The 18,038-nt window shown below is 62.7% G+C and carries 17 protein-coding genes; 8 read left to right on the top strand and 9 right to left on the bottom strand.

All coding sequences use genetic code 11. The features are described 5' to 3' along the window. Window positions 1–4: 4 nt before the first annotated feature. The 6 genes from HMPREF9696_RS16280 to HMPREF9696_RS16255 form a co-directional block, all read right to left on the bottom strand. Entirely contained in the window at window positions 5–238 is a 234-nt protein-coding gene (locus HMPREF9696_RS16280) for a hypothetical protein (RefSeq protein ID WP_002714135.1), read from the bottom strand. 138 nt (window positions 239–376) lie between these two features. Continuing rightward, window positions 377–2,659 carry a xanthine dehydrogenase family protein molybdopterin-binding subunit gene (locus tag HMPREF9696_RS16275; RefSeq protein WP_002714134.1) on the bottom strand — a complete coding sequence of 761 codons (2,283 nt, stop codon included), beginning with the start codon at window positions 2,657–2,659 and terminating at the stop codon, window positions 377–379. Next, window positions 2,656–3,147, bottom strand: a complete 492-nt coding sequence (locus HMPREF9696_RS16270; protein WP_002714133.1) for a (2Fe-2S)-binding protein — start codon at window positions 3,145–3,147, stop codon at window positions 2,656–2,658. The genes HMPREF9696_RS16275 and HMPREF9696_RS16270 overlap by 4 nt, the downstream gene beginning before the upstream one ends. 197 nt (window positions 3,148–3,344) lie before the next feature. Beyond that, on the bottom strand, window positions 3,345–4,262 hold the full coding sequence (locus tag HMPREF9696_RS16265; RefSeq protein WP_002714132.1) for a DMT family transporter: 918 nt from the start codon (window positions 4,260–4,262) through the stop codon (window positions 3,345–3,347). 74 nt (window positions 4,263–4,336) lie between these two features. Continuing rightward, window positions 4,337–4,693, bottom strand: a complete 357-nt coding sequence (locus tag HMPREF9696_RS16260) for an AtuA-related protein (RefSeq protein WP_002714131.1) — start codon at window positions 4,691–4,693, stop codon at window positions 4,337–4,339. A gap of 4 nt (window positions 4,694–4,697) precedes the next feature. Next, window positions 4,698–6,137, bottom strand: a complete 1,440-nt coding sequence (locus HMPREF9696_RS16255; protein WP_245259236.1) for an acyclic terpene utilization AtuA family protein — start codon at window positions 6,135–6,137, stop codon at window positions 4,698–4,700. Between HMPREF9696_RS16255 and HMPREF9696_RS16250 the strand changes: the two genes are divergently transcribed. Together HMPREF9696_RS16250 and HMPREF9696_RS16245 are read left to right on the top strand one after the other, a co-directional pair. Further along, window positions 6,136–6,462: a hypothetical protein gene (locus HMPREF9696_RS16250; RefSeq protein ID WP_002714129.1), complete on the top strand. Its 327-nt coding sequence runs from the start codon at window positions 6,136–6,138 to the stop codon at window positions 6,460–6,462. The two genes, HMPREF9696_RS16255 and HMPREF9696_RS16250, sit on opposite strands and share 2 nt — an antisense overlap. Window positions 6,463–6,509: 47 nt before the next feature. After that, window positions 6,510–7,181, top strand: coding sequence for a dienelactone hydrolase family protein (locus tag HMPREF9696_RS16245; RefSeq protein WP_002714128.1), 672 nt, complete (start codon window positions 6,510–6,512; stop codon window positions 7,179–7,181). On the opposite strand, the gene HMPREF9696_RS16240 is transcribed toward HMPREF9696_RS16245, so the two are convergent. The 3 genes from HMPREF9696_RS16240 to HMPREF9696_RS16230 form a co-directional block, all read right to left on the bottom strand. Next, window positions 7,182–7,748: a polysaccharide biosynthesis/export family protein gene (locus HMPREF9696_RS16240; protein WP_002714127.1), complete on the bottom strand. Its 567-nt coding sequence runs from the start codon at window positions 7,746–7,748 to the stop codon at window positions 7,182–7,184. Window positions 7,749–7,830: 82 nt separating this feature from the next. Next, a complete protein-coding gene (gene msrA, locus HMPREF9696_RS16235) occupies window positions 7,831–8,484 on the bottom strand; it encodes a peptide-methionine (S)-S-oxide reductase MsrA (protein ID WP_002714126.1) in 654 nt (217 codons plus the stop codon). 158 nt (window positions 8,485–8,642) lie between these two features. Next, the gene (locus tag HMPREF9696_RS16230) at window positions 8,643–8,960 is read right to left on the bottom strand and encodes a hypothetical protein (RefSeq protein ID WP_002714125.1); all 318 of its coding nucleotides are present in this window, start codon (window positions 8,958–8,960) and stop codon (window positions 8,643–8,645) included. Window positions 8,961–9,271: 311 nt separating this feature from the next. Between HMPREF9696_RS16230 and rpsT the strand changes: the two genes are divergently transcribed. The 6 genes from rpsT to gyrB all read left to right on the top strand — a co-directional run bounded on the left by rpsT (window position 9,272) and on the right by gyrB (window position 17,929). Further along, window positions 9,272–9,538 (top strand): 30S ribosomal protein S20, encoded by a 267-nt coding sequence (gene rpsT, locus HMPREF9696_RS16225; protein ID WP_002714124.1) that lies wholly within the window; start codon window positions 9,272–9,274, stop codon window positions 9,536–9,538. Between the two features lie 1,188 nt (window positions 9,539–10,726). Beyond that, entirely contained in the window at window positions 10,727–12,196 is a 1,470-nt protein-coding gene (gene dnaA, locus HMPREF9696_RS16220; RefSeq protein WP_002714123.1) for a chromosomal replication initiator protein DnaA, read from the top strand. Between the two features lie 242 nt (window positions 12,197–12,438). Beyond that, entirely contained in the window at window positions 12,439–13,557 is a 1,119-nt protein-coding gene (gene dnaN / locus HMPREF9696_RS16215) for a DNA polymerase III subunit beta (protein WP_002714122.1), read from the top strand. 85 nt (window positions 13,558–13,642) lie between these two features. Beyond that, window positions 13,643–14,014: an endonuclease domain-containing protein gene (locus tag HMPREF9696_RS16210; RefSeq protein WP_040301528.1), complete on the top strand. Its 372-nt coding sequence runs from the start codon at window positions 13,643–13,645 to the stop codon at window positions 14,012–14,014. Window positions 14,015–14,092: 78 nt separating this feature from the next. Continuing rightward, window positions 14,093–15,232: a DNA replication/repair protein RecF gene (gene recF / locus HMPREF9696_RS16205; protein WP_002714121.1), complete on the top strand. Its 1,140-nt coding sequence runs from the start codon at window positions 14,093–14,095 to the stop codon at window positions 15,230–15,232. A 252-nt stretch (window positions 15,233–15,484) separates the two neighbouring features. Continuing rightward, the gene (gene gyrB / locus HMPREF9696_RS16200) at window positions 15,485–17,929 is read left to right on the top strand and encodes a DNA topoisomerase (ATP-hydrolyzing) subunit B (protein ID WP_002714120.1); all 2,445 of its coding nucleotides are present in this window, start codon (window positions 15,485–15,487) and stop codon (window positions 17,927–17,929) included. The last annotated feature ends 109 nt before the right edge of the window (window positions 17,930–18,038 follow it).

The raw sequence follows: 18,038 nt of genomic DNA, 5'->3' as shown, positions 1-18,038 counted from the left end.
GGCATCATTCCCGGTCAATGCGCTTCAGCAGCACGAGCAGGCACGCCACGGCTCCGATCACGATGGCAAAACAGCCCAGCCCGATCAGCACGGCCTTGAAAATGAACTCTTCGCGGAAGATCCACGCCGCCGTCCAGCACAGCACGGTGACCGACGGCGCAAAGATCAAGATCGGCAGCAGGGCCCGTTCAAGGCTGCCTCGCCGCTCCGGAGTCCTGTTCTGGAGTTTTCCGACCATTTGTCATGATCGCGCGCGGCGCAATCGCGGTCAATTGCGTCGCTTTTCCGTATGAGGGCTATTTGCAGGATCGCGCGCCAACAAAAAAGCCGGAGCATCATGGATGCTCCGGCTTTCATTCTTTGTCGGTTGAGGCGATCAGGCCTTCTTCATGCCCGCCTTCACAGCGTCCGCCGTGATCGGGAGCGAACGGACCCGCGCGCCGACCGCGTTGTGAATGGCGTTGGCGAGCGCTGGCGCCACCACCGTCACCGCGGGTTCACCGACACCGGTCGCAGGCTCGCCATTGGCAATGACGGCGATCGCCACCTCCGGCACCTGGCTCATCCGCATCGGCGTGTAGCTGTCGAAATTGCTCTGCTCGATCGCGCCATCCTTCATGGTGGCCTTCTCGAACAATGCCAGCGACATGCCCCACAGCGCCGCGCCCTCGACCTGGGCGCGGATGCCGTCCGGGTTCACCTGCGTGCCGACATCGGTGGCCACGGTGAGTTTCTTCACCTTGACCTCACCGTTGTCGTCCACCGCGACATGGGCGACACAGGCCGTCCAGCTCGCGGTGGCGCGTTCCTGCGACGACACGCAGGCGACGCCCATGCCTTCACCCTTGGGCAGCTTCTTGGTGCCGTAACCCGAAAGGCCCATCGCAGCCAGCAGCGTGTTGCGCAGCCGCTGCGCGCCGCCGGCATTGGCGCCCGCGCCGTCGAGCATGTCGATGCGGAATTGCGCCGGGTCCTTGCCCGCCGCGACCGCGAGTTCATCGAGCATGCTTTCCACCGCCCAGAAGGTCCAGCCCGGCGCCACCGAGCGCAACTGGCCCGATGGTGTTGCCGACTGCGCCAGCTCATTGATGATGGCGCGGACGTTATGGTTGGGCACGGTGTAGAAGAAGTCCGCGCCGTTCACCGTGAAGGCATCGAGCGCGCCCTTCTTCTCCACATCCGGCGACAGGAACGCCGGGATGCCCCAGCGTTTGGTCGGCCACGCGCTGACGACGTCATGATTGAACGCCACCAGCTTGCCGCTGTCGTCGAGACCGGCCTTGATCTTCTGGAAGGTCAAGGGACGCGAGAAGTCCATGGTCATGTCGTCTTCGCGCGAATAGATGACCTTCACCGGCTTGCCGACGGCCTTCGCCGCAAGCACCGCCGGGATTAGCATGTCGCCATCGAGCCGCCGGCCGAAGCCGCCACCCAGCCATGCCTGATGCATGACAAGGAACTTCGGATCGACGCCGAGCGCACCGGCGGCAATCGCACCCGAACGGGTGGCGAACTGGTTACCGGTGTAGACATGCCAGATGTCGCCTTTCAGCTCGGCTGTGGCGTTCATCGGCTCCATCGGCGCATGGATGTTGATGTTGGTGGTGTACTCCGCCTCCATCACCTTAGACGCCTTGCCCAGCGCTTCCGCCGTGTCGCCGTTCTTGACGAAAAACAACCCTGATGCGCTGTCAGCCTGCAGGCGCTTGGCTTCGGCGAGCAGCGACTCGCTGGACACCTTGGCATTCGGCCCGTTGTCATAGGTGATCTTGAGCGCGTCCGCCGCCTTCTTGGCATTGGCGTAATTATTCGCCACCGCCACGACCCAGCCCGTGGTGGTGCCGGTCTTGTCCTCCAGCGTCACCGCCTTGATGAAGCCCGGCACCTTCTTGGCCGCGCTGTCATCCACCGACTTCACCGTCGCGCCATAGCGCACCGGCGGCATCACGATCTTGCCGTAAACCATGCCGGGCAGGAAGGTGTCGATGCCGTACTTCGCCGTGCCGTTGGTCTTCGAGGGAATGTCGATCTGCGGGATCGACTGGCCGACCAGCGTGTACTGATCCGGCGTCTTCAGCTTGAGTGCTTTCAGCTCATCCGCCGAGAACTTTTTGGTCGCCTTGCCGCTCTTGACGATCTCCGCGAAGCTGAGTGACTTCTTCGACTTCGCATGGGAGATGCGGGACTCGCGGACCACGAGTTCATTCGCCGGCACGCCCATCATGGCGGCGGCGGCTTCGGTCAACGCGATGCGGCCGGCGGCACCCGCGCGGCTCATGGCGTCGAAGTTCATCATCGTACTCCACGAGCCGCCGGTGATCTGCGCGCCAAGCACGGGATCGTTATACTTCGGATCGTTGGAGGCGAGCTGAACCCGCATGTCCTTCCAGCTCGCGCCGAGTTCTTCGGCCACAAGCTGCGCCATGGTAGACGCAATATGCTGGCCCATATCGGCCTTGCCGCAGGTCACGGTGACGAGACCGTCCGGCGCGATCGAATACCATACGCTCGGATCGAAAGCTGCGGGGGCTGGCGCCGCAAGCGCCGACGATCCCGGAACGGAAGCAAAGCCGAGCGCGAGGCCCGCGGCGGACGTGCCGACAATGAACGAACGGCGGCTGAGGTCTGTCGATGATTCGACCTTGATGTGCTTGTTCATGTGGCGCTCCGATTGGCCGGTGCGTTCGAGGCGGTGCGCATGTCGTTGGCGGCGCGCATGATCGCCTTCTGAATGCGCGAATAGGTCATGCAGCGGCAGAGATTGCCGTCCATATGCGCTACGACCTCTTCTTTCGTTGGATTTGTGTTCTTGGCCAGCAGCGAGGCCGCCTGCATGATCTGGCCGGACTGGCAGTAACCGCATTGCGGCACCTGCTCGAGGATCCACGCCTTCTGCAGCGGATGATCGCCCTTGGCGCTCAGGCCTTCGATGGTGGTGATCTTCTTGCCGGCGACATCGCTGAGTGCGGTCTGGCATGAGCGCACGGCTTCGCCGTTGACATGCACGGTGCATGCGCCGCACAGGCCCGCGCCGCAGCCGAACTTCGTCCCTGTCATCTGTAATTGTTCGCGGATAACCCAGAGCAGCGGCGTATCATTCGCCGCGTCGACGGACACGTTCCGTCCGTTAATGCTTATGGTCGGCATTTTTTGCGTTTCCCCGCCGGTGCACGACATCGCTTACGGCGATGACTCACATCGAGGTGGTCTGCCCGCCACGCACCGGTCGGCAGCGAGCTTGCGGAGCATGGTCGCGTTTGCAACCGCTGGCAACAAAATTAGAATTGGTCAAAATAAAATAAGATCCGTGCGCAGCGCAGCGACAACATTGTGCGTCGCGGAAATCACGCGCGCGGCGTTGCCTTTCGCGCCGGGATCGTCATTGCGGCAATTCCGGCCACCACGCACACCAGACCAATCCAGACCGTCGGCGAAAGCGTTTCGCCGAGAAACACCACACCGAGACCGACGCCGAGCGGCACACGCAGATAGGCTTGGGCGGTGGTACCGACCGATCCCAAGGTCTGGATCAGGCGGAAATAGATCACAAAGGCCAGCGCGGTCGAGAACACCGCGAGCGCGATCAGCGCCGCGACGGACGCTGCCGACGGGGTCAGTGTCCATGGCCGATCGACGATCAGACTGAGCGGCGTCAGGATGATCGCGCCGCAGATCATCGACCCGGCGGCAGGCACCATCGAATCCAGCCCGTTGAAGTTTCGCCCGAACAGCGCTGCGGCACCGAACAGCACGGCGGAGAGCACCAGCGCAAGCTGCGCGACAACGTCCTGTCCCAATCCGTTCAGGGCATCGACACCGACAACGAGGCAGATACCGGCAAGACCTGCCGCCACGCCGAATGACTGGCGCGGGGTCGGACGTTCATGGCGCACGAACAGCAGCGCCAGCAGGAAGGCGAAGATCGGCGCATTCGAGCCCAGGATGGTCGCAAGACCCGCCCCGACATGCCGCTCCGCATAGGCGATCAGCGTGAAAGGGATCACGCTGTTGAGGCAGGCCTGGATCATGAAACGCTTCCACACCGCCGGATCGCGGGGCATGGCGATGCCGCGCAGGCGCATGATCGCCAGCAGGATGCTGCCGGCGATGAGTGTACGCGCCGAAATCAGGGTCAGCGGCGGAATGGTCTCGACGCCGATCTTGACCAGCGTGTAGGCCGCGCCCCACAGCGTCGCCAGCAGCACCAGCAAGGCAAGATTGATCGCGGTGCGCGCGGGAGGCGTCTCGATTGCAAGGGTCATTTGCCGCTGTCAGCTTTCTGTTCGCGGCAAGAATGCCACGCCGGGGCTTTCGTTGTTTCGATGCGGGTCGAAGTTTATCCGCCGCGCAGCAGATTCGCATACGTCTCCGGCACCGCGATCTCAAAACCGAGAATCGCCGCCGACAGCGCCTTGCCGTAGTTGTCGAGGCTAAGACTGCGCGAAACACCGCCGCCGAGCGCACCTTCCGCGACGAAATTCAACGCCGCCAGATTGTCGGCCTCAAAGCGCGTGACCTCGCCCTTGATCGCGCCGCGATAGAACGCTTTGAACTTTTCCGCGGTCAATTGCGCCTTCAGCAAAGGATAGAACTCGTCGCTGTAGGCGATCACCGCGATGTTCGAGGTGTTGCCCTTGTCGCCGGAGCGCACATGCGCCACCCGTTCCAGTTTAACCCGCAAAATATCTTGCATGGCGTCAGCTCTCATACCAGGTGATGACAGGCGGCACGGCTTCGCGCGGCACCAGGGTGGACCACACGCCGATGATTTCTCGCGCGCGATCCTGATGCGGCACCCGCTTGCCGGTCATCCCGACACCGGACACGGCCATGCCGTCGATTTCGCGGCCGACCTTCAAAGCCTCGTCGCGTGTCCTGCAACGCGCGGCGACCCGCACCGCGACTTCATAAGGCTCCGGCGCGTCTGCCGGCGTGGCTTCGCCGTGAATGGCGTTGAGGCCTAGGAAGTCGACACGCAGATCGTCGGCCTTGAGATTCACAATGCGAAACCGCTCTTCCAGAATTGTCTTTGCAAGCTGTGCGCGACGCAGCGCGCCGGGACCGGCATAGAAAAATATGTCTTCGCCGATGAAACCTTCCATACAGCCCATCGAGACTTTCAGGGTCGGTGTGCGCGGCTTGCCGCCGATGGCGCTGACCCGCATGCGGTCCGGCCCCACCTGTTCGAGCGCTGCCGTGGTGAAATCCACCACCACATCCGGCGTGATATAGTTTGCCGGATCGTGCACCTCGTAAAGCATCTGCTCCTTCACCGTCATGGCGTTGATCGCACCGCCGGTGCCGGCGACCTTCGCAATCACGGCGCTGCCGTCGCTCTCAACCTCGGCAATCGGGAAGGCCAGATCCCACGGATTCGGCACATCCTTGAAGCCGGGATCGGCGAAATAACCGCCGGTGACCTGCGCGCCGCATTCGAGCAGGTGCCCGAGGCCGCTGCCTGCGCCGAGCCTGGCATAATCGTCCGCGCGCCAGCCGAATTCATGCATCATCGGCGCGAGAAACAGCGACGGGTCCGCAACCCGCCCGGTGATGACGATGTCCGCGCCGTGACGCAGGGCTTCGACAATCGGCTCCGCGCCGAGATAGGCTTCTGCCGAAATGATCTCAGGCGCGATGGAACTCACCGGCGCGCCATTTTCCAGAATGGTGCCGCCGAGCTTCGCGATACGGCCTGTGATGAGACTGCCGGAAACGGCGGCGACCTTCTTCCCGCGTGCGCCATGGTCGCGCAGCAATTCGACAATGCGCTGCGCCGCGCCGTCCGGATTGATCCAGCCCTGATTGCTGATGATCTTCGTGCCGCGCTTGAGACAGCCCGGCAGCACCGCCTTCATGCGGTCGTCGAGATAGGTGTCATATCCCGGAAATGACGGATCGCGGCGCTTGCGCACCTGCGCGGCGGACACGGTCGCCTCCGCCATGGTCTCGAAACAGAGATAATCGAGATCGCCCTTGTCGGCGTTGAGTTTCGCCGGCTCGATGCGGTCACCCCACCACGCCGATCCCGCACCTATCCGCAAACTCGTCAAAAGTTGATCCTTCCCCGGGATTTTCTTCAGCCTTCCGGCCTGCCTTGGACTTGCCTTGGGAGGCAAACCGAAGAACACTTTGGCCATGAAACTACTTGCCTTCACAACGCTTGTCGCCCTCGCTGTTGCGCATACGCCTGTGCGCGCAGGGCAGTTGCCGCCCTCCCCGTTCACCACCACGCTGTCCAACCACACGCCGCTGGTGTTCGGCATGAGCGCGGACGATGCGGCGGAGGCGCTCGGACAGCCGCTGAGTTATGTCAGCGGCAATCCGGGCAATGAAATCTTTGTCGTGATCCGCAATGTCGGCGCGCGATGGTCGTTCCGCGACGATCCGCTCTACCTGCAGTTCCGCGGCGGACGCCTCACCGGCTGGAAGGCCGACTGGAGCCGCAACTGGATGTGGCGCTAGCCCGCCAGCCTGTTTCCCGATCTCAAGTGACACGGAAGGACGTCCACATGGGACAGACCTTAACGCTGACCGCATCGGACGGCTTCAGGCTTGGAGCCTATCGCGCCGACCCGGCTTCAAAGCCGAAAGGCGCGATTGTGGTGATCCAGGAGATTTTCGGGGTCAATTCGCACATCCGCAACATCTGCGACCGTCTGGCGAACGAGGGCTATGTCGCGCTCGCACCCGCGATCTTCGACCGCATCGAGCCGGATTTCCAGTCCGGCTACTCCCCCGATGAAGTGGCGGTGGCGCGCAAGTTCGTCGCCAATCCCGACTGGCCGGCGATGCTCCGCGACACGCAGGCCGCGATCGACGCCGTCAAGGATGTCGGCCCGGTCGGCATCATCGGCTTTTGCCTCGGCGGCAGCATCGCCTATGCAGCAGCCACCAAGCTGAAAGGCCTGAGTGCCGCTGTCGGTTACTACGGCGGAGCCATCGTGCGCTTTGCCAGCGACAAGCCGACGGTGCCGACACAGCTTCACTTCGGCGAGAAGGACACGGGCATTCCGCTCACCGACGTTGAAGCCATCAAGGCGAAGCGGCCGGAGGTCGAAGTGTTCATCTATCCCGGCGCGCAGCATGGTTTCGGCTGTGACGAGCGCGCCAGCTACGACAAGGCGAGCTCGGACCTGGCCTGGCAGCGCAGCCTTGCTTTCTTCGGCAAAAATCTGAAGTAACTAGAACCAGCGCTCGCCGACGGTGACCGTATCGCCGGGCTTGAGGAACGTGCCCGGCGGCACCACCGCCTGCGCGGCACCTGCTTCGCCCACCCGCGTCAGCTTGATGGCGTTACGCTGCGCGCGCGGGGTGAAGCCGCCGGCAATCGCCACGGCGCTCTCGGCTGTCATGTTCGGCACATAGGGATACTGTCCCGGAGCCGCGACTTCGCCAAGGATAAAGAACGGCCGATAGCTCTCGACCTCCGCCGCGACATAAGGCTCGCGCAAATAGCCCTTCTTCAGACGAGCGGTGACCGCCGCGGCGAGTTGCGCAGGTGTAAGACCGCGCGCGGGGACCGAGCCGATCAGCGGCATGGTGATCGCGCCGTTGGCGCCCACCGCATAGGTATTGGTGAGACCTTCCTGGCCATAGACCACGATGCGCAGCTTGTCGCCGGCATCGAGCCGGTACGGCTCATCGACCGGGGCATAGCCGGTGGTCACGGACGCAGATGTCTGCATGCAGCCCGCCAGCGCGAGCGCAGTAAGAACGACAGCGATCAGCGACCAGCGCGACGCACGCATAAAACGCCCCAAGCCTGTCCCCTGAATGAGGACAGGCCCGGTTTGCGGCACTTATGGTTAACAAAGGGTAAGCGCGGTTGAATCAGGCGCTCACGCCGACTCCAATCGGGCAAGACACGCCGGTTCCTCCGAGACCGCAGTAACCGGCGGGGTTCTTCGCCAGATACTGCTGATGATAGTCCTCGGCGAAATAGAACTCGCCGGCCGGCTTGATCTCGGTGGTGATCGACCCGTATCGCTTGGCGTTAAGCGCCTTGTTGTAGGCGTCCTTGGAGGCCAGCGCCGCCTTCATCTGCGCGTCGTTCGTCGTGTAGATCGCCGAGCGGTACTGCGTGCCGATGTCGTTGCCCTGACGCATGCCCTGGGTCGGATCATGGCTTTCCCAGAATGTCTTGAGCAGTGCCTCGTAAGACACCTTCTTCGGATCGAACACCACCAGCACCGCTTCGGTGTGGCCGGTGCGGCCCGAGCAGGTTTCCTCATAGGTCGGGTTCGGCGTCACACCGCCGGCATAGCCGACCGCGGTGACGTACACCCCGTCCATTTCCCAGAACTTGCGCTCGGCGCCCCAGAAACAGCCAAGACCGAAGATCGCGGTCTCAAGGCCTTCCGGATAAGGCCCCTTCAGCGCATGGCCGTTGACGAAATGGGTTCTGGCCGTCGGCAGCGGCGCCGCGCGGCCCGGCAGGGCATCGGCAGCAGACGGCAGATCGAGGGGCTTGCGGGAGAAGAACATGACTTGCTCCTTTGGGTTCGCGTCTCTCTATATATTTGCCTGTACGCCGCCGGTGTCAGGACGTTACGCGTCTTTGGCTCATCAAGTGTCCGGCATCGCCCCTTGAAATCCGCGCCATCCAGTCTGCGGAATCCATCCGCTGCGCGAACAGCCGCCCATCAATTGCGCGAGTAGCCGATCAGCGGCTTGCTCGGCCGGAACAACAGCATCAGCACGATGCCGAGAATGCCGAGCACCGCCCAGGCGGGCTGGTTGAGCAGCAGCTTCATCACGCTGTTCCAGAGCAGCGGCGAAACGCCCTCGACCATGGCCTGAAAGGACTGCTGGCTGGCCTGATTGATATCGTTCCAGAGCTCCCCCAGCCGGGTGATCCGCAGGGTCTGGTCAGCAATGGTCCGGGCCCCGTCGTAAACCAGCGACAGGAAGCCGATCACCAAAAGAAACAGCCCGATCAGACGAAAAAACCCCCGGATCATCCTTCAACCCCTATATTTCAATCACTTCGCCGGTCCCGGCGAGGGCCTGAAACCGCCCTTCGGGCCCAAAACAGGCCCGGAAATCGTTGACGGTGCAAGCCAGTATCCCTATAAGAACCCGCAACTGGCGGCGGGCGCAATCCTGCCGCCGATGTTCTTTGAGAGCGTGTTGTTTCTAGGCAGGCTCTCGGACAAGAACATTTTCAGCGACACCCGATTTTCACCAGCATCGGCCGAACGGTCGATACCGATTGCTCTGATGGCGGAATTGTCCGGCCGCAGAACGACCGACCGAGAGAAACCGAGAGACCATGGCCAATACCACTTCTGCCAAGAAAGCGACGCGCAAGATCGCCCGCCGCACGATCGTCAACAAGTCGCGCCGCACCCAGATGCGCGGTTCGGTCCGCAATGTCGAGGAAGCGATCAAGAAGGGCGATCACACCGCCGCTCTTGAAGCGTTGAAGAAGGCCGAACCCGAACTGATGAAGGCAGCGCAGCGCAACATCGTTCACAAGAACACCGCGAGCCGGAAGGTGTCGCGTCTGACGCATCAGATCGCCAAGCTCGCGAAATAAGTTCCCGCGACACGCGATCCGAAAAAGACAGATCGATCAAAGCCCGGCTCACGCCGGGCTTTTTGTTTCCAGCGCACGTTTGTTCGCTGACGCTTCTGACTTTCATCGACGCGCGTCTCCCTGAAACGCAGCGGCGGCGTCGCGCCAGAACAATGCGCCGCCGTGAATCCGATGTTTCCAGAATTGCAAGTGCGTCCGCGCGTGATCGCGAAAACCGCGACGGGGTTACCCTGTTCTGCCGATCACAAAAAAACACGTTTGGCGAAGGCCTTATCGGCATAGCGCACAACAGCACTTGAAAAACGCCGGTCGCGCCTGACGAATCTTAAATTATTTATGAAGGAAGTTTCGACGATCGTCCGATTTGTGACAGTTGTCCGACTTTTCGAATCTCCGCACAGATTCAAAACCTTGCTGTTTCGTCATCAAGCCGCGCGCGTTTCGCTTCGCACACGAGGCGCGCGTTAAGCACGCCAAGCGAAATCAATTTCGTTGCGAGCGCCGATGCCTCGTGTATTTCTTATTCCGTCACGTCGCCCACGGCTCTTCTGATCAGCGCGGTTTGAGAACCTTGGGCGGGCTTGCAAGTCGGTAGCAGTCGGCAAGCTAGTGATGCTTTCCAAGCGATGGTTCGATCCGAACTCATATTCATTTATGAGGCCGGTCCCTTGCGCGAAAATTTCTCCACCGGGTCCGGTCTAATCCGGTCCCGGACAACAAGCGAGAAAGCGCGCAGAGGAAACATCCGCCACGCCTTGAAAGCCATGGGACAGGGTTGGACGGGCAGGCGATACGACGGGTTGGCGTTCCGGTCAGTCAGCGGATCGGACGAAACTAAAGAACAGAACAGATCAAGGCGACAACAACTTGCCGCGAAATGACTCGCGGCAGGAGGGGGAATTTCTATGTCCAGCAGCCAGAGCCGGCAGAGCAACCTTGCAGCGGATATCCGCGATGTTGTTTCAGTGAATGCGGCCGCTGTCCCCTGTAGTCCACCCATTCATCACAGTACGCGCTAGCGCGACACGCGCACTCTCACCGAACCAGACCAGTCTTCCCCACGGCGATCGAACGCCGATTGGCGGAGCGTCTGACGAGGCCGGGAGCAGCGCATGTCCGCGGGCAGCTTCATCCATTTTCACGGCGCCTGGAGCGCCGGCCACACGCAACCAGAAGATCAGACCTCAAATGACAATCTCGGCAGAAACCACCTCGGCAAATCTTGAACTCGCAGACGTCGAGCGCGATCAATGGGCGCGCTTCAAGGGACGGCTGCGGACCACGGTCGGCGAAGATTTCTACACAAGCTGGTTTGCGCGCATGGACCTCGAGCGCATCCATGACGATTGCGTCTACATGACGGTGCCGACCAAGTTCCTGAAGAGCTGGATTCAAGCGCACTATTCCGACCGGGTGCTCACTTGCTGGCAGTCTGAAGATCCGGGCATCAAGCGCATCGACATCTCGGTGCGGACCGCGCTGCGCAGCGTCGCGCCGGTGAAGGATATCAAGGCGCCCCAGAACGACCTTCGCGCCGACATTCACGCGAACCGTCCAGCGCCTGAACTGCGCAACACTGCGACCGCGCCGGTGTCCGCCAGCCACGACGCGCTCGGCGGCTCGCCGCTCGATCCGCGCCTGACATTTGCGACCTTTGTCATGGGCCGCTCGAATACCCTCGCCCATGCCGCCGCCCGTCAGGTGGCCGAAGGCCGACGCGGCGACAGCGTGATGTTCAATCCGCTCTACATCCATGCCGGGGTCGGCCTTGGCAAAACCCACCTGCTGCAGGCGGTGACGTGGGCCGGGAACTCGAATCCCGAGCGCAAGGTGCTGTATCTGACCGCCGAGAAATTCATGTACGGCTTCGTCGCCGCGCTGAAATCGCAGACGGCGCTGGCCTTTAAGGAGGCACTGCGCGGCATCGACGTGCTGGTGATCGACGACCTGCAATTCCTGCAGGGCAAATCGACCCAGTCCGAGTTCTGCCACACGCTGAACGCGCTGATCGACGCGGGCCGTCAGGTCGTGATCGCCGCCGACCGGCCGCCGTCCGATCTGGAAAGCCTCGACGACCGCGTGCGCTCGCGTCTCGCCGGCGGTCTTGTGGTCGAGATGGGCTCGCTCGGCGAAGAGCTGCGGCTGGAAATTCTGAAATCCCGCGTCTCTGCCGCCAAGGCCCATCACGCCACGTTCGACGTGCCGATGCCGGTGCTCGAATATCTCGCCAAGACCATCACCCATAACGGCCGCGATCTCGAAGGCGCGATCAACCGCCTGCTGGCCCATTCCAAGCTCAATGCCACCGCGGTGACGCTGGAAATGGCCGAGCGCGAAGTGCGCGATCTGGTCCGTCCGATGGAGCCGAAGCGGGTCAAGATCGAGGACATCCAGCGTGTCGTCGCGCGGCAGTACAACGTCAGCCGCTCGGACCTGCTGTCCTCGCGCCGCACCGCCAATGTGGTCCGTCCGCGTCAGGTCGCGATGTATCTGGCCAAGACGCTGACCCTGCGCTCGCTGCCCGAAATCGGGCGCCGGTTCGGCGGCCGCGACCACACCACCGTCCTGCATGCCGTCCGCAAGATCGAGTCGCTGGTCTCCAAGGACATGACCCTGTCCGACGAGGTCGAACTGTTGAAGCGCCAGCTTCAGGAGTGAGACTTTAAAGGGCATTTTCCCGGAATCGCTGGAGATAGCGAGGGACAAGGCCGCCGGATCGCGGCCTTGGCCTTGAATTTCCAGCGCATTCGCGTCACCTTACCGGCCCCGTGGGGTACGGCGAAATCCTCGTTTGTCCGGTCCGCGGGTCCAATCGCCGCGGTGCGCTGTCCGGCCGCCCGGCATCTCCAATCAAGTTATCGACTTGATTTAAGCAAAGAACGGGATCGGGCGGATTTGTCATGAAGGTTACCGTCGAGCGTGCGCAACTCCTCAAATCACTGAGCCACGTTCATCGCGTGGTCGAACGGCGCAACACGATCCCGATCCTGGGCAACGTGCTGATCCGCGCCGACAAGTCGCGCCTCAGCCTGAAGGCGACCGACCTCGACCTGGAAGTGACCGAAACGCTCGCGGCGGAGACGGCCACCGGCGGCTCGACCACGGTTCCGGCGCACATGTTTTATGACATCGTGCGCAAGCTGCCCGATGGCTCGCAAATCGTGCTCGAGGGCGACGGCGACCGCTCGGTGCTGGCCATTCGCGCCGGACGCTCGCGCTTCACCCTGCAGACCCTGCCGGAGAGCGATTTTCCGGATCTCGCCGCCGGCGACATGACCCACGCCTTCACGCTCACGGCCGCCGACATGAAGCGGCTGATCGACCGCACCCAGTTCGCGATCTCGACGGAAGAGACCCGCTACTATCTCAACGGCATCTATCTGCATGCCGCAGGCGCCGCGAAGGCGGCGACGCTGCGCGCGGTCGCGACCGACGGTCACCGCCTGGCGCAGGTCGATCTGCCGCTGCCGAAGAGTGCCGAGGGCATGCCGGGCGTGATCGTGCCGCGCAAGACCGTCGGCGAAGTGCAGCGCCTGATCGAGGACGCCGAAGCGGAACTCAAGATCGAGCTGTCGCAGGGCAAGATCCGCTTCACCCTCGGCGACGTGGTGCTGACCTCGAAGCTGATCGACGGCACCTTCCCCGATTACGGGCGTGTGATCCCTCAGAACAACGACAAGGAACTGATCGTCGACAAGAAGGATTTCGAGGCCGCCGTCGACCGCGTCTCCACGATTTCCTCCGAGCGCGGCCGCGCGGTGAAACTGGCGCTGTCCGCCGGCAAGCTGGTGCTGTCGGTGACCAATCCGGATTCCGGCAGCGCGACGGAAGAACTCGAAGTCGAGTATGCCGCCGATCCGCTCGATATCGGCTTCAACTCGCGCTACCTGCTCGACATCGCCGCGCAGATCGAGGGCGAAGTCGCGGTGCTGCGCCTCGCCGATCCCGGCTCCCCGACCCTGGTGCAGGACAAGGACCACAAGGGCGCGCTTTACGTCCTGATGCCGATGCGGGTGTAGTTCAGGTTGAGCACGATTGCCGGATTTCCCCTCTCCCCTTGCGGGAGAGGGTGCCCGAGCGAAGCGAGGGCGGGTGAGGGGTTCGATGACACAAGAACCGCATCATCGTCCAATCGCAAAAGCCATCCGCAGCTTTGCGAAACGCATGCGGCGCGAACCGACAGACGCGGAAGCCGTGATGTGGCGACTGCTGCGTCATCGACAATTGGCTCACTTCAAATTTCGCCGACAGGCTCCCTTCCAAAATTACATTCTTGATTTTGTCTGCTTCGAAAAGCGCCTCGCTATCGAAATCGATGGCAGGCAGCATGCATCATCTGCAAACGATCCAGCGAGAGACGCCGCATTAGCTGCTGAGGGCTTCAGAATCCTGCGCTATTGGAACAATGACGTCCTGCAAAAGCCGTCCTCCGTGCTTGAAGATATTCTTGCCAACTTGGCGGATCGCGGTGAATAACCCCTCACCCGGCTCGGGTCTTCGACCCTCGCCACCCTCTCCCACAAGGGGAGAGGGAAAAAGACCCTTCGCAGTTACATGACCGTCTCCCGCATTCTCCGTCTCAGCCTGACGCACTTCCGCAGCTATCGCGCGGCGAGCGTGGAGACGCACGGGAATATCGTGGTGCTGGTCGGCCCCAACGGCGCCGGGAAAACCAACTGCCTCGAGGCCATCTCGTTTCTCTCGCCCGGCCGCGGTCTGCGCCGGGCAACGCTGGATGATGTCGCCGACATTCAGGGCGACGGGTCGTGGGCGGTGTCCGCTGAAGTGGAAGGCGCGTATGGCCTCGCGACGCTCGGCACCGGCATCGACGCACCGCGCGCTGACGGCGCAACATCCTCCCGCCGCGTGCGCATCGACCGCGAGCCGGCGACCTCCGCAACAGCGTTTGGCGATCACCTGCGCCTGGTGTGGCTGACCCCGGCGATGGACAGCCTGTTCATGGGGGCTGCCTCCGAGCGACGGCGCTTCTTCGACCGTCTCGTGCTCGCGATCGACTCCGAACATTCCAGCCGCGTCTCGGCGCTGGACCGTTCCCTGCGTTCACGCAATCGCCTTTTGGAAGACCGCAACTTCGACGCCCACTGGTGCGACGCCATCGAGCGCGAAACAGCGGAACTCGCCGTCGCCGTGGCTGCGCAGCGCGGCCAGACCTTGCAGCGGCTTTCAGCGATGCTGGCTGCGCGCGGCAGTGCGTCGGCTTTTCCGTCGGCATTCATTTCCCTCGACGGCTGGATGGAAAACGCGCTGCTCACCGAGACCGCCACCGCGGTCGAGGATCGTTACCGCGACATGCTGCGCGAAAGCCGCGCGAAAGATGCCACCGCCGGACGCACGCTGAACGGCCCGCATCTGACCGACCTTCAAGTGGTCTACGCGCCAAAGAACATGCCCGCGCGCGATGCCTCCACCGGCGAGCAGAAGGCTCTGCTGATCGGCCTCGTGCTGGCCCATGCCAATCTGGTCGCCGAGATGACCAGCATCACGCCGCTGCTGTTGCTCGATGAAGTGGTGGCGCATCTCGATCCCGGCCGCCGCGCGGCGCTGTTCGATGAACTCGCGAGGCTCGGCGCGCAGGTCTGGATGACCGGCGCGGACCCGGCCGCCTTTGCGAGCGTCGGGCCGCAGGCCGATGTCTTCAATGTCGAGGGCGGCCAGATTTCCCGGCGGGCGTAAGCCGCGAACGAGGGGCGAAATCGGTCCCTCAACAGGTCCGCAAGCGAGCCGCGAATCAGGCTTTTCCACAGCCCCGAAAACGCCTTTTCAGGGCCTTGAAAAACAGCCGAATAATCCCATCTATTCAATAGCTTGCAGGGCACTACTTTGCCCTATGCGCCCAACTGATTTCGTGGCACAAATCGGTTTATGAAGGCGCGTTTTTCGCAGCCCTGTCCGATCGTTCCGCCGATCCATCTCTGAAGGCTTCTCATGACCGAACCAGCCCGGCAAACCAGCGCCGAACCTGTCGCGAATCCGGGTGCAGAATACGGCGCTGAATCGATCCGCGTGCTGAAAGGTCTCGACGCCGTTCGCAAGCGTCCGGGCATGTATATCGGCGACACCGATGACGGCTCCGGCCTGCATCACATGGTGTACGAAGTCGTCGACAACGCCATCGACGAGGCGCTTGCGGGCCATGCCACGCGCGTCGAAGTGATCCTCAATCCCGACAACTCGGTCACCGTGCGCGATGACGGCCGCGGCATTCCGACCGACATCCACAAGGGCGAAGGCATCTCCGCCGCCGAGGTCATCATGACCCAGCTTCATGCCGGCGGAAAGTTCGACCAGAATTCCTACAAGGTCTCGGGCGGCCTGCACGGCGTCGGCGTCTCGGTGGTCAACGCGCTGTCGAGCAAGCTCGAACTGCGCATCTGGCGCGCCGGCAAGGAACACTACATCGCGTTCGCGCACGGCGATTCCGTTGCGCCGCTCAAAGTCGTCGGCGACGCGCCCGAGGGCAAGCGCGGCACGGAAGTCACGTTTCTCGCCTCCTCTGACACCTTCAAGAACATCGAATACGATTTTGCCACGCTGGAGCATCGCCTGCGCGAGCTCGCGTTCCTTAATTCCGGCGTCAACATCACGCTGTCCGACATGCGCCATGCCGTCGAGAAGCGTGAAGAACTGTTCTATGAGGGCGGCGTCGAGGAATTCGTCAAATACCTCGACCGCAACAAGAAGCCGGTGGTGCCGACCCCGATCGTGATGCGCGCGGAGCAGAACGGCATCAGTGTCGAAGTCGCGATGTGGTGGAACGACAGCTACCACGAGAACGTGCTCTGCTTCACCAACAACATCCCGCAGCGTGACGGCGGTACCCATCTGGCGGGCTTCCGCGGCGCGCTGACGCGACAGGTCACCGGCTATGCCGATGCCATGGCGAAAAAGGAAAAGATCGCGCTGACCGGCGACGATTGCCGCGAAGGCCTGACCGCTGTTCTCTCGGTGAAGGTGCCGGACCCGAAGTTCTCGTCGCAGACCAAGGACAAGCTGGTGTCCTCGGAAGTGCGGCCCGTGGTCGAGAACGTGCTCAACGAGGCGCTCGCGGCGTGGTTCGAGGAACATCCCTCCGAGGCCAAGACAATTGTCGGCAAGGTGGTGGAAGCAGCCGCCGCGCGCGAGGCTGCGCGCAAGGCGCGTGAACTCACCCGCCGCAAGGGCGCGCTGGATATCGCCTCCCTCCCCGGCAAGCTCGCGGACTGTCAGGAACGCGACCCCGCGAAGTCCGAACTGTTCATCGTCGAGGGCGATTCCGCAGGCGGCTCCGCCAAGCAGGGCCGCAACCGGGAGTTCCAGGCCGTCCTGCCGCTGCGCGGAAAAATCCTCAACGTGGAGCGCGCGCGGTTCGACAAGATGCTGTCGTCCGAACAGGTGGGCACGCTGATCACCGCGCTCGGCACCGGCATCGGCCGTGACGACTTCGACATCTCCAAGCTGCGCTATCACAAGATCATCATCATGACCGACGCCGACGTCGACGGCGCGCATATTCGCACGCTGCTGCTGACGTTCTTCTTCCGGCAAATGCCGGCCCTGATCGAAGGCGGCTTTCTCTATATCGCGCAACCGCCGCTGTTCAAGGTGACGCGAGGCAAGTCCGAGCAGTACCTCAAGGACGAGCGCGCGATGGAAGATTACCTGATCGACACAGGTCTCGATGACTGCGTCCTGAAGCTGTCGTCCGGCGAGGATCGCAAGGGCCGCGACCTGCAGGCGCTGGTGGAAGATGCCCGCGTGATCCGCGGCATTCTGAACAGCCTGCACAGTCGTTACAACCGCTCCGTGGTTGAGCAGGCTGCCATCGCAGGCGTGCTCAGTCCGCATGTGGTCGGCAATGTCGACACCGCCAATCAGGCCGCCGACTACATCGCCAAGCGCCTCGACGCGCTGGCCGATGAAGTCGAGCGGGGCTGGACCGGCGCCTTCCGGGAAGGCGAAGGCTATTTCTTCGAGCGCACCGTGCGCGGCGTGAAGGATGTCGCGATCATCGATGACGCGCTGCTCGGGTCGGCCGAAGCGCGCAAGCTCGACGAATATGCCGGACGGCTGCAGGAGGCCTATCCGCGCAGCAGCGTGCTTCGCCGCAAGGACACCGAGACACCGATCCACGGTCCCGTCAGCCTGTTCGAGGCGGTGACCGAAGCCGGCCGCAAGGGCGTGACCTATCAGCGCTACAAAGGCCTCGGCGAAATGAATCCGCAACAGCTTTGGGAGACGACCCTCGACGTCAACGCCCGTTCGCTGCTGCAGGTGAAGGTCAAGGAAGTCGATGCCGCCGACGACATCTTCACCAAGCTGATGGGTGACGTTGTCGAACCGCGCCGCGAATTCATCCAGGACAATTCGCTCGACGCCAATGTGGACGTGTAGGCGCGCTGTTATCCCGCGCGATTGACCGTCCGCACGCGCCCTGCATTTTCGCGGCTCCGAACAGACGATTGCCTGATTCCGGGTATACTGGACGTCATCCACCGATCAC

The sequence above is a fragment of the Afipia clevelandensis ATCC 49720 genome (assembly GCF_000336555.1).
Classification (GTDB): Bacteria; Pseudomonadota; Alphaproteobacteria; order Rhizobiales; family Xanthobacteraceae; genus Afipia; species Afipia clevelandensis.
Note: the sequence above shows the minus strand (reverse complement) of the source record. Positions and strands in the feature narration are given on the sequence as shown.

Coding starts and splice junctions, on each gene's coding strand:
- dnaN (WP_002714122.1), top strand. CDS start 12,439: ATGAAGGTTACCGTCGAGCGTGCGCAACTCCTCAAATCACTGAGCCAC.
- dnaA (WP_002714123.1), top strand. CDS start 10,727: ATGACAATCTCGGCAGAAACCACCTCGGCAAATCTTGAACTCGCAGAC.
- HMPREF9696_RS16265 (WP_002714132.1), bottom strand. CDS start 4,262: ATGACCCTTGCAATCGAGACGCCTCCCGCGCGCACCGCGATCAATCTT.
- gyrB (WP_002714120.1), top strand. CDS start 15,485: ATGACCGAACCAGCCCGGCAAACCAGCGCCGAACCTGTCGCGAATCCG.
- HMPREF9696_RS16230 (WP_002714125.1), bottom strand. CDS start 8,960: ATGATCCGGGGGTTTTTTCGTCTGATCGGGCTGTTTCTTTTGGTGATC.
- recF (WP_002714121.1), top strand. CDS start 14,093: ATGACCGTCTCCCGCATTCTCCGTCTCAGCCTGACGCACTTCCGCAGC.
- HMPREF9696_RS16270 (WP_002714133.1), bottom strand. CDS start 3,147: ATGCCGACCATAAGCATTAACGGACGGAACGTGTCCGTCGACGCGGCG.
- HMPREF9696_RS16240 (WP_002714127.1), bottom strand. CDS start 7,748: ATGCGTGCGTCGCGCTGGTCGCTGATCGCTGTCGTTCTTACTGCGCTC.
- HMPREF9696_RS16280 (WP_002714135.1), bottom strand. CDS start 238: ATGGTCGGAAAACTCCAGAACAGGACTCCGGAGCGGCGAGGCAGCCTT.
- rpsT (WP_002714124.1), top strand. CDS start 9,272: ATGGCCAATACCACTTCTGCCAAGAAAGCGACGCGCAAGATCGCCCGC.
- HMPREF9696_RS16250 (WP_002714129.1), top strand. CDS start 6,136: ATGAAACTACTTGCCTTCACAACGCTTGTCGCCCTCGCTGTTGCGCAT.
- HMPREF9696_RS16210 (WP_040301528.1), top strand. CDS start 13,643: ATGACACAAGAACCGCATCATCGTCCAATCGCAAAAGCCATCCGCAGC.
- msrA (WP_002714126.1), bottom strand. CDS start 8,484: ATGTTCTTCTCCCGCAAGCCCCTCGATCTGCCGTCTGCTGCCGATGCC.
- HMPREF9696_RS16255 (WP_245259236.1), bottom strand. CDS start 6,137: ATGGCCAAAGTGTTCTTCGGTTTGCCTCCCAAGGCAAGTCCAAGGCAG.
- HMPREF9696_RS16245 (WP_002714128.1), top strand. CDS start 6,510: ATGGGACAGACCTTAACGCTGACCGCATCGGACGGCTTCAGGCTTGGA.
- HMPREF9696_RS16275 (WP_002714134.1), bottom strand. CDS start 2,659: ATGAACAAGCACATCAAGGTCGAATCATCGACAGACCTCAGCCGCCGT.
- HMPREF9696_RS16260 (WP_002714131.1), bottom strand. CDS start 4,693: ATGCAAGATATTTTGCGGGTTAAACTGGAACGGGTGGCGCATGTGCGC.